Source organism: Endozoicomonas sp. ALB091, assembly GCF_049310265.1.
Lineage (GTDB): Bacteria > Pseudomonadota > Gammaproteobacteria > Pseudomonadales > Endozoicomonadaceae > Endozoicomonas.
In genome coordinates this window covers 453,208-468,035 of record NZ_JBLYNQ010000003.1, presented here as the reverse complement: position 1 = coordinate 468,035, position 14,828 = coordinate 453,208, and the positions used below count along the sequence as shown (strand labels likewise).

At 49.9% G+C, this 14,828-nt stretch carries 10 protein-coding genes; 1 reads left to right on the top strand and 9 read right to left on the bottom strand.

Annotation, left to right across the window (positions count from 1 at the left end; genetic code table 11):
* Positions 1-8: 8 nt before the first annotated feature.
* The 8 genes from ACO6UX_RS04995 to ACO6UX_RS04960 all read right to left on the bottom strand — a co-directional run bounded on the left by ACO6UX_RS04995 (position 9) and on the right by ACO6UX_RS04960 (position 9,864).
* Positions 9-1,904 (bottom strand): site-specific DNA-methyltransferase, encoded by a 1,896-nt coding sequence (locus ACO6UX_RS04995; protein ID WP_422445422.1) that lies wholly within the window; start codon positions 1,902-1,904, stop codon positions 9-11.
* A gap of 26 nt (positions 1,905-1,930) precedes the next feature.
* Positions 1,931-2,695 carry a DUF4391 domain-containing protein gene (locus ACO6UX_RS04990; RefSeq protein WP_422445420.1) on the bottom strand — a complete coding sequence of 255 codons (765 nt, stop codon included), beginning with the start codon at positions 2,693-2,695 and terminating at the stop codon, positions 1,931-1,933.
* The gene (locus ACO6UX_RS04985; protein ID WP_422445418.1) at positions 2,692-5,931 is read right to left on the bottom strand and encodes a helicase-related protein; all 3,240 of its coding nucleotides are present in this window, start codon (positions 5,929-5,931) and stop codon (positions 2,692-2,694) included. The genes ACO6UX_RS04990 and ACO6UX_RS04985 overlap by 4 nt, the downstream gene beginning before the upstream one ends.
* 236 nt (positions 5,932-6,167) lie before the next feature.
* Positions 6,168-6,416: a LexA family protein gene (locus ACO6UX_RS04980; RefSeq protein ID WP_422445416.1), complete on the bottom strand. Its 249-nt coding sequence runs from the start codon at positions 6,414-6,416 to the stop codon at positions 6,168-6,170.
* A gap of 16 nt (positions 6,417-6,432) precedes the next feature.
* The gene (locus tag ACO6UX_RS04975) at positions 6,433-6,780 is read right to left on the bottom strand and encodes a hypothetical protein (RefSeq protein ID WP_422445414.1); all 348 of its coding nucleotides are present in this window, start codon (positions 6,778-6,780) and stop codon (positions 6,433-6,435) included.
* 201 nt (positions 6,781-6,981) lie between these two features.
* Complete coding sequence (cydX, locus tag ACO6UX_RS04970; protein ID WP_422445412.1) at positions 6,982-7,101, bottom strand: cytochrome bd-I oxidase subunit CydX; 120 nt, start codon at positions 7,099-7,101, stop codon at positions 6,982-6,984.
* A 15-nt stretch (positions 7,102-7,116) separates the two neighbouring features.
* Positions 7,117-8,250: a cytochrome d ubiquinol oxidase subunit II gene (gene cydB / locus ACO6UX_RS04965; RefSeq protein WP_101748097.1), complete on the bottom strand. Its 1,134-nt coding sequence runs from the start codon at positions 8,248-8,250 to the stop codon at positions 7,117-7,119.
* A 12-nt stretch (positions 8,251-8,262) separates the two neighbouring features.
* Positions 8,263-9,864: a cytochrome ubiquinol oxidase subunit I gene (locus tag ACO6UX_RS04960; protein ID WP_422445410.1), complete on the bottom strand. Its 1,602-nt coding sequence runs from the start codon at positions 9,862-9,864 to the stop codon at positions 8,263-8,265.
* A gap of 600 nt (positions 9,865-10,464) precedes the next feature.
* Here ACO6UX_RS04960 and ACO6UX_RS04955 point away from each other — a divergent pair.
* Entirely contained in the window at positions 10,465-11,898 is a 1,434-nt protein-coding gene (locus ACO6UX_RS04955) for an SET domain-containing protein-lysine N-methyltransferase (protein WP_422445408.1), read from the top strand.
* 276 nt (positions 11,899-12,174) lie between these two features.
* Here the strand turns inward: ACO6UX_RS04955 and ACO6UX_RS04950 are convergent, their stop codons facing one another.
* A complete protein-coding gene (locus tag ACO6UX_RS04950) occupies positions 12,175-14,409 on the bottom strand; it encodes a diguanylate cyclase (protein WP_422445406.1) in 2,235 nt (744 codons plus the stop codon).
* Positions 14,410-14,828 lie beyond the last annotated feature (419 nt).

Here is a 14,828-nt window from a genome sequence, read left to right as displayed (position 1 = left end):
TCCCGTCCTTAGATACTTTTCACATCATCAATGCCAAACTGCTTGAGCACCTGAATGGCATTGGTTTTAACGACTGGGTCAGCAAAGCCAGCGTCTTTGAACACCACGCGCATGACTTCCGGTTGCAGTTCTTTCTTGAGGCCTCCAATGGCATTGACGACATCGAGAGTGATTTCATCATCCAGGCAGATCATCAGAGCGCCGTTGCCAATGTTGTGCACGGTTTTACCGGCCAGAATGTGTTCTTCGATGGGCAGGGTGAGGTCGAGGCCGTATTTCAGCAGGATTTCGTAGAGTACATCGTCGGCGGAGCGGTCTTTTTTCAGGCTATCATCCGCTGCGGCAATCATATCTTCCACGTTGTCGAAATCGGCATCCCAGGGTTTTATATTGCTGGAATCGAGTTTGAAGACTTTGAAGCCGATATCGAGATTTTCTATACCCTCTTTCTCCTGGTTTTTATGAACTATTTTATCTCCAGCATTTCGAATACGTGACTTTCCTAAGTCTGCAATAGTTTTGACTTTTTCCTCTTCGATTTTGAGCGGCTCTGGTATTTGAACCAGAATAAATTTTCTTTTACCTCCATCTTCAGCATTTTGTGCAATCACTGCATGAGCAAGTGGTGCGCTGCCAGAAAAGAAGTCGAGAATAATGTCTTCTTGGTCTGCTGTGCTGCCAATCTTTAGGGCATGACGAAGCAGACGCGTGGGCTTAACTGAATTCAAGACGTTTATAGTATTTTCAAATTCTACGAACTCAATAAGCTCTTTTTTAGCTTCTTGTGTGTGCCCGACATCTTGGTATTTCCATAGAGTCTGTGGGACTACGCCACCCTTTACTTCAGATAAGAATCGTTTCATCCGTGGCATATTGTTGCCATCTTCCCCCCACCAGAGACGATTTTCATCGTCCATTTTGTCAAAGTTCTGCTTAGATACTCGCCAATATGAACCTTGCGGGGGTGAAGGAATAACTCGTCCAGAAGGGCAGGTTACTGAATATGTACCTTCGCCATAGAAATTTCTAGCACATAGATCTGATGATGCCCAGACGCCCCGTGGATCATTATCTGGGTTACTATAACGACCGATCATTTCTTGACTTCGGGGAAGTAATGTTGGTCTCCAGATATCGGCTACTTTTGAGTATATGAGAATGTAGTCATGGTCTTCAGATAAGTATTTTGCTGAGTTTTTCGGGCTGAAAACCTTCTGCCAGATAACTGAAGCAATGAAATTCTCTTCACCAAACACTTCATCACACAGACGACGCAAATTAGTTACTTCATGGTCATCTATGGAAATAAAAATAACGCCTTCATCATTAAGAAGGTTTCGTGCCAACCTTAGTCTTGGCAACATCATATTCAGCCAGTTTGAGTGATACCGGCCAGAAGTTTCAGGATTTGCTGATAGTTTTTGCCCTTCTTTGCCAATTTGACCAGTTAACTCAAGGTAGTTTTTGATATTGTCTGAAAAGTTGTCAGGATAAATGAATTCACGACCTGTGTTATAAGGCGGATCAATATAAATCATCTTCACCTTTTTGTGATAGCTCTTTTGCAGCAGCTTCAGCACTTCCAGGTTATCGCCTTCAATAAACAGATTTTGCGTGGTGTCCCAGTTTTTTGACTCTTCTTTGCAGGGGCGAAGGGTGCCGGTAGAGGGTGTTTGCGCCAGACGACGGGCGGCGGCTTTACCATGCCAGGTGAAGTTATAGCGTTCCTTATCGCCATCAATCACCTGATAGCCCACCAGTTCTTTCAGCACATCCACATCAATTTTTGCACCGCTGGCGTCTTCCGTGATCAATTCCGGAAACAATTGCTTCAGTTTACTGATGTTGTCCTGAACCATATCCAGGCTCAGGCTGCCATGATGGCCCTGGGTGATTTTTTCCATGGAGGGAATCTCTATCCGTTAATGAATTACAGCTGGGTTTTCAGCGTCTGAATCTGTTGATCCAGCCGTTTAATCTGCATATTCAGTTCAACCTTGTGGTTAAACCGGGTTTCCTGTTTCAGTTCGGCTCGCAATAGCGACACCTGTTGCTGGTGGCTGCGTAACTGATCCAGTCGGGTTTGCCGTTCGCTTTCTGTGTCTTTGGTCAGTGTGTAGTGACCGGTCAAATCGGCGCAGTTCAGTGCCACCACCCGGCGTACCAGATCCTGATAGCACTGGTAGAAATTGATAAAGCTGCATCGCGGTAGCGCAAAATCCGCAAGAAACGCCTGCTGATTAAGGGTGAGCTGCGATAAATCCAGCCAGCCGGTATCGAAACTGCGCTCAAGCGTGAGTTTGCTGCTGTCGGCCAGGTTGATCCGTTTGTGGGCAAGGGAGATGGCGATCTGACTTTCCCGGACAAACACAACAATGGTGGGGTAGGGAATCGCCTTCTGGATCAGCTCTGCCAGTTTGGCCGTTTGTTTATCGGTGTTGGTTAGCTTTTTCAGGGTGATTTGCAGCAGCGCTATTTCCAGATATTCCCGCTGTGGGTCTTCGTATCTGGAAATATTGATGGTCTCCGGACTCAGGCTGTAGCGAAGCGCCAGCGTGTCGATCTGCTCATTGATCCGTTTTTGGTCGCTCTTGCTGAAGGCGACGTTACTAAACAGCTGTTTTTTGTAGATGCGCCGTTGCAGTCGGCAGCTATCGGGTATGGCCAGTTGCTGGTAAAAGTCGTTCAGGGTCATGGGGCTGCAGCCTGAGCCGGTTCCCGTATGATCAGAAAACTGACCACTTCAAAATCGTCTATGCCCTGGAAGCGCCCCTGATTCAGTCGCGTACCGCCACGGCTGAACAGGCTGTCGATGCCTTTTTCTTGATGGGTGCCAATAATGCTGCTGATCGCCGTTTCCAGCAGTTGCCGGTAATGCTCCATGTCTTTGCCATATCGGGTTATGGCGTTGAATGAGTCAATGGCTTCCTGGCTGGGCAGGTGATGACCGAGCCCCTGTTTTTTCAGGATATCCAGCATCTTTTTGGTTTGGCTGAACGGGTACTTCACCTCATTGTCGTCGGTGACATAGACCAGATAGTGCGGTGCCAGCGCATAGCCATCGGACGACGATGGTTCTTGAGCAGTGAGTTGCCTTAAGCAGAAGAGCGCACCCGGCTCAATGGCGTGATCACCGGTCTGGCGAATAAACGCAGGGTCAATGGCGCTGGCGGCAAATAACCCGGTGTAAGCGGATTCCAGATCGCCCAGATGCTCTTTCATAAAGCCCGACAGATCCATTCGGAAGTCATTCAGTGTCAGGTCAGTAATGGAAACACTGCCGGAAATATCTTCCAGGTCTACAACATTGTCTTGTAATTCCTGCAACTGTTTGCGGCGGTACTCCAGATCGTTCATCTGTTTACCGCTGTCCTGCTCAATGACGTTTTCTTCACCAGTGGCGGATATATCCAGCAGCACCATACGACCACTGACCCGGGCTTCCAGGTTGATGTATTCGTCCAGCTCCATATTGGGCCAGAAGTTGACCAGCTGAATAACGCTGTTCTTTGAGCCGAGGCGGTCTACCCGGCCAAATCGCTGAATAATACGGACCGGGTTCCAGTGAATGTCATAATTGATCAGGAAGTCGCAGTCTTGCAGGTTCTGACCTTCGGAGATGCAGTCGGTGGCGATGAGAATATCAATCTCATCACCGGGGCTGTCATTCACCTTGCTTCGCTCTTTGGAGACGGGCGAGAAGGCCGTTAACAGGTTGTTCAGGTCACTGCTGACGCCAGCGAGCGTGCTTTTATTGCTGCCTGCTCCGGTGACCAGTGCCGTATGCAGCCCGAGCTGCTGGCTGACCCACGGCGCAATGTGCTGATACAGGTATTGGGCGGTATCCGCAAAGGCGGTGAAGATAATCACCTTTTTATTGCCCGGGTTCAGAGGCTGCTGACATTTCCGCTCAATGATGGCTTGCAGGCGATGCAACTTGGCATCCCGCTTTGCATCGATGGCCTGAGCTTCCGTTAATAGTTGTTGCAGACGGGTGCGGTCTTCTTCCAGGTCCTGGCGCCAGAGGATGTGATCGATATCCTTGATCAGGATTTTGACCTTTTTACCAATGAGGTAAGCGTCAAACTCCGGGGAGTCTACCTCGATATCGTTAATGCTGAGTTCTTCAACCTCATCGCTGGCATGGTTGTCCAGTTTGCTCAGCAGCATGTCCACGGCCCCGAGCAGTTTTTTCAGGGTCAGTGCGAAGGAGTGGATCGAGCTTTCCATTCGCTTCAGCAGGTTTACCCTCATCAGGTGAATCAGGCTCTGCTCACGATCCACCATTTTGAACACTGAACCTTCATTGACCTGAACATCGTATTTGCGGTTATATTCTGCCCGTTTTTCCATCCGGACATACTTCAGTGGCGCGTAAGCACTGAGGTTTAAGCGCCGAATGATGCGGTTGATCTCTTTAAGCGGGGGAAACTGGCCGTTTGAGTCGATGTCTTCCTTGATATTGAGTGGCTTCAGGCGTTCCGGGAAGGCTCCGATTTCTGCGATGTCATAGTACTTTTCAATATGCTTGCGGGAGCGGGCAATGGTGAGAAGATCGAGTAGCTTGAAGTAGTCGAAATTCATGCCTTCCAAAAGCGATTCGGTGCTGCGCTGTGCTTCGTCGAGCTTTAGCCATTGATTAAACTGGGTCTGGGCTTTTTTCAGGGTGATTTCTATGCTGCTGATGCCTTGTGCTTCAAAGGCGGTGTCTTGCCCTTCGGTGATGAAGGCGACCTGGTTTTTCAGGTCGTTCATCCGGTTATTGACCGGTGTTGCCGAGAGCATCAGTACTTTGGTTTTTACCCCGGAGCGGATGATGTCATCCATCAGCCGGGAGTAGCGGGTATGACCTTCTTTAGCGGAGCTGCTGTTACGGAAGTTATGGGATTCATCAACCACGATCAGGTCATAGTTGCCCCAGTTGATGGTTTCCAGATTGATCTCACCGGATATGCCGGTGGTGCGGGTCAGGTCCGTGTGGTTGAGTACATCGTAGTTGAACCGGTCTGCCGCCAATAAATTGCGCTTGTCGTTCACTGTGTAAACGGTCCAGTTTTCCCGCAGCTTTTTGGGGGCAAGAACCAGGACCCGGTCGTTACGCAGTTCGTAGTATTTGATAACTGCCAAGGCAGAGAAGGTTTTACCCAGGCCCACACTGTCGGCAATGATGCAGCCGTTATAGCGTTCCAGTTTGTCGATGGCACCAAGCACACCGTCTTTCTGGAATTTGTAGAGTTTGTTCCAGACCAGGGTATCTTTAAAACCGGTTTTGCTTTTGATGATGCTGTCTTCGTCGATCTCTTCCAGGAAATCTTTGAACAGATGATAAAGGGTCAGAAAGTAGATGAACTGGGGCGATTGATCTTGAGTCAGTTGGTTAAGCTGGTCCAATAGAAGTTGTTTGGCGTCGCCAGCAGATGGGCTGTCCCAGATGGCATTAAACCACTCCAGCATACCCTGGGTGGCAGTGCTGTCTGTCAGGCACATGTTCATATCAAACTGATCAGACTCACTGTAACCAAGCCCTGTGCTGGTAAAGTTTGAGCTACCCTGAATGGCGGTATCGTTGTTATCTGCCTGGCTGAGATGGAAGATATTCTGATTGGCCATACAGGTGGAGCGTACTTCTACTTTGCGCTCAATCCATCGGGCACATTCTTTGGCGATTTGCATCTGGTTGAGCTGATTTCTGAGACGGTGTTCACAGCGGTCACCGATTAGCTCAGCAAAGGGGGTATTGTGAGCTGTTTCTGGTTGCAATGATTTGGATAGCAACAGACGTATTTCTTCTACAGAAGATAATTCTTTCTTTAGCGAGTCAAAACCATAGATGGAGAATAGGCCTGAGAGTACAGACAGCTTTGTTCCTTTGGTCAGGTGCCGGCGTAGCTCTTCGCCCACCTTACCATTCTGTTTGTTGTCCAGAAGCACGGCTACAGTTCCATTTTGTTTTAACTGGGTACGCTACCGCCCGTGGTTTTTACCATTGTCTTTTATTGACGCCGGGGAGCATGGGACCAGATAGCTCAGAGGTAAATTTTGGGAAGATAGTCATTGTACGCATGTAAGGTGTTTGGCGGTAGTCGTGCATTTGCGAAGGGAAAGGGAAAAGCTGTCCACTTTGGGAATGAGCAGGTTCTGAGCTAATTTCGCGACCAACGGTTTATTTAATCAAGAAAGGGCAGTTCTTCAACAGGAAGCTCCACCTTCATTGTCCGGGCTTGTCCAGGTACCCTACTAATCAGGCCAAGCTGGTGCAGTTTCACTACCATCTGGTGAACGGTGGGAGGAGTAACCTGAAAATACCGCTGCAAATCCTTTTCCGCTGGTGGCATGCCGTTGATCTTCGTGTAGTAGTAAATAAACGACAGATACTGGCCTTGCAGTGGCGTATAGGTCGGTTTCTTTGAACTCATAGTTAGTGCTTGAACTTCACGACATGGCAAATGGTGGCGTTTGAGTAACAAGGGACTGAACCCGATCCATTCTTTTGCTGATATGGGCTAATAGCAGTGCAGTAAGAATTGTTGCTTCCCTTTCGCCGTATTCAGTATCGCTAGCCACCAGATCAACTATGGCTTTATAGGTGCGCAGTTTGACCGGCTCGTCGCTCTGGCTGAACATGGCGGCGTGGGTGGCGTGCATAATCGCTTTTTCAAATTCTATGCCCAGAATTTTGGTGTAGTTCCTGGCGTGTTTCTCGCATTTCTTGCCTTTCATGGTGCTGATGGCCTGGGCCAGTTTGAGGTCTGGAAGTTTGAGCAGATCGCGGGTTTTCATGGTTTGAAAGCACTTCTTATGCAGTGGTTGAGGCGGGAGTTTATTCGATGGTTGTGGGAAAACCAAGGTGTACCAGATAGATACAAAAAAACGGTACCATTTTCCCCGAATACCATTCACCACAAAACGCAGCAAAGGTACGGTTTGGTACCGTTTTTGAGGCTCAGGTTACAATCAAATTGCAACCTAAAAAAATTTCAATCAGTCTAACTCATTGACTTCATTATCAAAATTGTCCGAATGAAATTCGTACCACATCACATTAATAATCCCAAAGGCGCAAGCCAGCAGTACACCCAGGATCCATGCAAAATACCACATTGTTCGGCTGCCTCTTTAGTAAAGTGAATGACTTTCTTTTTCAATGCGCTCGGCGGTCATGCGACCCCAGAGTTTGTAGAAACACCAGATGGTGTAGCCAAGGATGATGGGAACAAACACCACGGCAACGCCGGTCATGATGGCCAGGGTCATAAAGCTGGAGGTTGCGTCCCAGAGGGTCAGGCTGAAGGATGGGTCGGTACTTGAGGTCAGTACAAACGGGAACAGACTGAAACCTGCGGTCATGATAATGCCGGCCTGTGCCAGGGATGAGCAGGTAAAGTTAAGCCCATCCTGTCTGGTGCCGGAGAAGATCATGACGCCGAGGGTACCCAGGAAGCCAAGTACCGGGGCAATGATCATGATGGGGTATTGGCTGTAGTTATTCAGCCAGGCACCTTGAGCAAGCGTGACGGTTTTTTCCAGCGGGTTGGATGGCGCATTGGTATCCAGAATACTGGTGACCTGGTAACCGTTGATATGGGCAACCCAGAAACCTGCCGCGGCAAATGCCACCATGGTCAGCAGGGCAGAGTAGCGGGCGACCGTTGCTGCACGGTGACGGATGGGTTCGCCAGAACGCATTTTCTGCCAGACAGCGCCCTGCATGGTCAGCATGGCGGCACTGACCACACCGCACAACAGTGAGAATGGGTTGAGCAGGTCGAAGAATGAGCCAGAGAAGCTGGAACGCATAAAGTCGTCCAGCGCAAAGCCAAAGCCGACAAAGATGTTGCCAAAGGCAACACCAAATACCAGGGATGGGACAATACCGCTGACAAACAGTCCCCAGTCCCAGGCGTTGCGCCAGCGTGGGTCAGGCAGTTTTGAGCGGTAGTCGAAAGCCATCGGGCGAATCAACAGGGCAAATAGCACCAGAACCATTGCCCAGTAAAAGCCGGAGAAAGCAGTCGCATAGACGGTTGGCCAGGCGGCAAATAGCGCACCACCGGCCGTGATGAGCCAAACCTGGTTGCCGTCCCAGTGGGGCGCAACGGCATTGATCATGATACGACGTTCAGTGTCGTTTTTGCTCATGAATGGCAGAAGGTTGGCTGTGCCAAGATCGTAGCCGTCCATAATGGCAAAACCGATAAACAGGACGCCGATCAGTACCCACCAGATAAATCGGAGAATTTCATAATCCATCGTCATCGCTCCTTATGCTTTTCCGTGGAGGGGACTGTCAGAAACCACAGCATCGGTCAGGGCCTGCTGTTGTTCGAAGTGGTAACGGCCGGTGTGCAGGCTGCTTGGACCCAGTCTGGCGTACTTCACCAGCAGCCAGACTTCAATGACGGCAAAGATGCCGTAGAAAAGCGTGAAGCCGGCGATGCTCAGGTAGAGGTCGGTGACTGTCCGGGTGGATGCCGACAGATAGGTGGGCAGAATGCCTGAGATCGACCATGGCTGACGGCCGAATTCTGCCACAAACCAGCCCATTTCACTGGCAATCCAGGGAAGGGGCAGCGACCAGAGGCAGAGTTTCAGGAAGAAGCGACTTTTGTATTCATTGCGACGGGCGGTTTTGACAAATGCCGTCACCAGGAGCAGCAGCATCAGGACGCCACAGCCAACCATGATGCGGAAGGCAAAGAACAGAGGCCATACGGTTGGAATAGCATCTTCTGCCGCTTGACGGATCATGGCATCGGTGGCCGCAGGAATGTTGTCGGTGTAGCGGGTCAGCAACAGGCCGTAGCCGAGGTCATCCACCACTTCCAGGAAGGCTGCCCGGTTTTCCGGTGTATCCTGGCCGCTTTTCAGTTTTTGCAGCAGGTCGTAGGCCTCCATGCCACTCTGGATACGGACTATCTTGTTTTCAATCAGGTCTTTGATGCCCGTGACTTCTTCATCCAGTGAGCGGGTGGCAATAATGCCCATCAGGTAAGGAATTCTGATGGCGTAATCGGTTTGCATGGTTTCCTGGTCAGGAATACCGATCACGGTGAAGCTGGCCGGTGCCGGGTGGGTGTCCCATTCTGCTTCAATGGCAGCCAGTTTTACTTCCTGAACATCGCCCAGCTCATAGCCGGATTCGTCACCCAGAAGAATAACGGACAGAATAGCCGCCAGACCAAATCCTGAAGCCACGGCGAAAGAGCGGCGGGCAAAGCCGATATCACGATGGTTCAGCAGGTAGTAGGCAGAAATGGACAGGACGAAAATAGCGCCAGTGGTATAACCCGCCGCTACCGTATGGATAAACTTCACCTGTGCCACCGGGTTGAATACCAGGTCGGCAAAGCTGGTCATCTCCATGCGCATGGTTTCAAAGTTGAACTCGGCACCCACCGGGTTCTGCATCCAGGCGTTGGCAATCAGAATCCAGAGTGCCGACAGGTTGGTGCCTATGGCCATCAACCAGGTACAGGCCAGGTGCTGCACTTTACTCAGGCGATCCCAACCGAAGAAGAACATGCCTACGAAAGTGGATTCCAGGAAGAAGGCCATCAGGGCTTCAATGGCGAGTGGTGCGCCGAAAATATCGCCAACATAGTGGGAATAGTAGGACCAGTTAGTACCAAACTGGAACTCCATGGTCAGGCCGGTGGCGACGCCCACGGCAAAGTTGATACCAAAGAGTTTGCCCCAGAATCTGGTCATATCCTTGTAGATCTGTTTACCCGTCATCACATAGACGGATTCCATAATGGCAAGGATAAAGGTCATGCCAATAGTCAGTGGAACAAACAAAAAATGATATAGCGCAGTAATGGCAAATTGAAAGCGCGAGAGATCTATGACTTCTTCCAGAATCATACGACTCCTCCATAGATAAAATTGGAGTAACGCCCAGCTACCTGCATCATAGAACGTAAATGTGGCTTCAGCCAGCGGCTCCCAACAGGGTAACAGGAATCGGAGGGCGTTCCGGATCCGGCGGCCTTGTATGAAAAGACACGGTCGGTGAAATCATTTAGCCTTTGATAGCGGGTCTGGGCAATAAGTAATCAACGAGAGATAGTATCTTATGTAAGAAAATAGGTGTATTTCGGTATGCCGCATACTGTTTGACTTATTGTCCTGTTCAGGTAGCTACGGTCGGCTGGTAGCTTTGGATCACCGTTTATGCCATGCCTTTCAGGCCCAGGCGGGTGATGGTCTTTTTGGCATTGTACAGATCAATTTGCCAGGTATTCTAATCAGCCTCAACCGTAAATCCCTATATGTAAATCTACGATAGTGGCAGGTGCCTGTTCCTGAAAAAACGTTGGGCTGTGTCTGTTTAAATGGATCAGATGTCAGGGAAGGGTATTCGTTACTTTAATGAGCAAAGGGCTTTGCCGTGAGTTGAACTTTTGGGCATACACTTTGTCAGAGATTTTCAGAATGCTGTTGCAAGTTTAAAGTAGGGAACTTATGGAACCCAATGCCCTGTTACCGGCAAAAATGGCTGGAAGTCGTCCCCCTGATCCGGATGATGAGCAATGTGGATCCACCAGTGGCGAGCAAAGTCAGGGCGTGGCCTTTGCCCGTGATGTTGTTGCTGTCCGCAGTGATGAGCCGAGTCTCAGCCACTCAGGTTCTGATAGCGATGCTGCAATCTCTTCCGGAAATATATTTAAATCAAAGATAACTCCATTAACTGACGATTCAACCACCGCATCTGTAGCTTCGAGAGTGGCAACATCAGAAGATGTCTCTACCCCTGCCAACCGCGCCGGGCATGACAGTGATGATGCAACAGCCCTGGAGCAGCTGGCAGAAGATATACGTGCACTGCCAGACACCAGCATATTCAGTCGGGGAATAAAAGAAACAATGCTTCTGTCGCTACAGAACAAACCTTCACGCCATTCAGCACACCAGGCCTTCGCCACTGGCAGCAATAGGCCGGGGATGGCCAATAGAGCGTTGGGGAGCCGGGCTATTTCAGACTCTGAACTTCCTCCCGGGCATACTTACCAGCCTTACTTGTGGATGTCTCGCTTGGCTAGCAGTCAGTTGCTGCCGGACTTTCAATTGAATCAAGCTTTGCAACCCCGCCTGGTTAACCAGTTGATAATGTCTGAGCAAGAGGCCCGGCAAGACTTTCAGGCGCGATTTGAATACCGTTTTGTTGATTATGGCTTTAACTGCTCTGATGCTTCGGGTGCAGAGCCAGAAAAAAATTACGGGGTATTTGCCCGCGCACCCGTTAAGGGGGGGGAGTTGATCGGGGTCTATTCCGGTATGGGCTATGTGCTCAACAAAAGGGAGTGGGCCAGGCATAACCACAATTGGAAACCTGAGCATGTGCATCAGAAAGTGACGACTGAAATGCCGGATTTCATGAGTTACTACCGGACCCTGATGGCAGGTCTCAGAGGTAAGGATCAAACACAGCGAACGCTCTCGAAATACACAATGGCAGGATTTTCTTCAGATTCTACGAACACAGTTGTCTTTTTGCCGGATAACCAGCGTTATACACCGATGCATTTCCTGAATGCGGCCAACAGGGCCAAAGATAACAATGTCAGTATGTCGTTTGTTTCAGTGAATACCCGTTCTGGTAATCTTACCCTCCCAATCTATTTTGCCTTAAGAGATATCGCTGTCGGGGAGGAGTTATTGGTTAATTGCCGTTCACTTCCGCCGGACGAATGGGAACAATCAGGCTTGATGATGACAGCCGCCCGGGAAAGAGCAAAATACGAGAAAAATCTGCAGAGCCAGCTTGGCTTTATCAAGACACTTAATAATGAGGTACCGGGTAAGCAGGCAATATCGCCGTTTGTTGCCGCACCCGCTTATTATGCCTCGGAAGCACTTCGCAAAAGCTACAGGCAGACAAATAAACAGCAACACTAGTACATGGTTTCAATGAGTTTGACGTGTACGATCTCCGTTCACCCTGAGCGTCCTTCGGCTCCGCTCAGGATGCACGGACGAAGGGTGCTTGGCACGATCTATCAGAGCCCGGAGTTTCCGCCTTTAGGCCCTATGGGTCCTTCGATGCTTCGTCAAGCTCAGCACTCAGGGCGAACGGAGTGCGGAGGCACGACAACCCGTCAAACTCATTGAAACCATGTACCAGGGCTTTTAGATACGTTGAGGTGGTAACCTTGTTCTCTCTTTTTGAGTGGCTTATGTGGCTGGCAAACGAACATCGTTCAGGCTTGCGCTGATTGATGTCCGGTTTTTACCTGTCTGTTTTGCCTGGTACATTGCCGTATCCGCCTCCTCAAGCAGTCTGTCCAGGGAGTTCACATCTTTGGACAGGGCAGCAATACCGATGCTCACGGTTGTGGGCTGAATGTTCTCCCATTGATTGTTTTTTGCATGTTCACTGGCAATGGCTCTTCGCATTCGTTCAGCCACATGAAATGCCTGCCAGGGCTCTGTATCGGGCAATAATGCCACAAACTCTTCTCCGCCGTAACGCCCCAGTAAGTCTTGATGCCGGAGAGACTTGCGGCATATAACAGCTGTCGTTTTAAGTATCCGGTCTCCGGCATTGTGGCCCAGCAGATCATTCAGTTGTTTAAAGTTATCAATGTCCATAAACAGGGCACAGCAGGGGCGGATGGGGTCAGAATCAAGAGTAGCCTGAATGATATTCTCTGTTTCCTGGCAGAAGGCACGCCGGTTCAGCAAGCCGGTCATTGGGTCAAGGTTGGCCTGCTGCTGCCAGAAGAGTGACTGTCGATTTGCTTGAAAGAGGGTACACGCATGGTTGCTGATATCGCTGGCGGTTTGCCAGGTGGTGGCATTTCGATGATATCTGGAGGGTGCCAGTACCATAAGTACTTTATTACCGGCATCTATATTCAGGGGGAATAGCCAGTAGATGGTGCCAAACCGGTCTTTAAAGTTGATTTTTGTTTCGATGCCCGAAGCGATGACGCTGAGCAAGTCCTCTTCGATGTCTGGCAGCTGCCTGGCTAAATTTTCAGCGGCTTTTGAGTAATCAGTGGTTTCCCCGGGGTTGAAGTGCCATTCATCCTGCTGGTGGCGAAACACCATGGCAGGAACGCCGGGTAATACGTCGTCGAAGGTGGCCAATACTTTCTGGATCAGCTCATTGTCGGAAAGTGGTGAGTCCGGGGTTTGCAGGTGCTCACGCAGTGCTGACTCAAAGATACGCCGTTTGCTGCTGGCAGGGGCGATGGCATTAATCGACATGGCGTGGTTCAGGTTCTGCTGGTGCCCGTACCAGTAAAACAGAGGCAGGAGGGCTGCATGAACACAGAGAAGTAGAAGTTCAGGGTAGGGCGTCAAGCTTCCTGATTCTGCGTTGGGATACCATAACCATGAGAGTAAAATGAGCATGGTCAGTGCTGAAGGAAAGGCCACTTTTGCCGGACGAATGCCATTATAGAGACAGTAAGCGGTAGCCAGCACCACCAGGGTAAAACTGGCCAGAAGTGAATAGGCGGCAAGTTTCAGGGTTGCCTCTGATGCATTGCTGGCAGAGGTGATTCCATAAACCACGAGCGCCATGGCAACGATGTTCAGTGCACCAATCAATCGATTCGTTTTGGGGGTGTAGACCGGCAGCAGTGCCAGGGTTCGATAGCTGGCAATACCGGTGACCAGCACCACCGCAGTTACCAGAATAAGCCAGTGGCCCGGCTCCCCCGGCCATGAAACAACACGAAAAATGTCGCCTTCCCACATCAGAATCATCAGGTTGGTAGCAAGCAGATGGCTGATCAGTAGATACAAGGCCGGGGTTCGATTCCTGAGGGTCAGGGTAAAGATGAAAATCAAGGCGACGATCAGCAGCGTCTGAATCGAGCTGATGACGGTTTGTTGCTCACTCAGCAGTTCATAGTAGTTCAGAGATGGCCATAACTCAGGATTGAGCTGATTGAGTGCTACCGGATCATGACGCAGATACCAGGTTTTGGTTTCCCCGGGCTTGAGTGTCAGCTTCATGGTGTTGGGTGCCATGCCTGAGGGTGAACCATCGATGCCCATTTTTGTCAGTTGATACCCGTTGTTGACCGGGATAAAAACATCCAGCTTTTTATGGGGAACCTGGTGGAACACCATCAGCCAGTCATGGGGGGAGTAGGGCGACAGTTCAATATCCAGGCGATACCAGTTCAGGGGGCTGTCTGGGAGTGAGCTTTGAAAAATGTCAGATGGTGGATTAACCGGCACGAGTGGCAGGTTGGTTATGGCATCGTCACCGCTGAGGTAAATGGGTTGGGCGACTAATGAACCGGAAAACGAAAGCCATAACAGTAAAAAAAGCAGGCGAAGATCCCTGGCAGGTTGACAATTGACCTGGCACTTAGGATTTTTTCCGGGTATGAGTAAATGTTGCAGTAATAACAACAATGTCGTCTTCCCTAACGAGGAAACCAGTTCCAAATCGATGGCCTGTTCATTTATTAATGTTGCAATTGAGCTTTCTCCGTCCCGGAGAAATATTTCAAGATATTCTTACACAGTCGTGGGAGTTCTGTGAAGTGTTCAGGTTGGCTTCATGGTGGCTTTCCTGCAAAAGTAGCTAAGGAATTGTCTTTTAATAAGTTCCCGATTACCGTTCACCCTGAGCTTGTCGAAGGGTCGTGCCACCGAACTTCGACAAGCTCAGTCCGAACGGGATCAGGCAATGAAAATAGGGAAGTTATTGCCAGACAACTCCTAACCCCTGAAATCATATACTTCTGGCTCCTTGTGCCGACACTCGCCTTCGTTACAACTCCGGTCGCTACGGCTATGCTCCCTCCGTTGTGCCTCGCACAGTACCAGCACAAGAAGCCAGAAATATTCGATTCCATCTGACC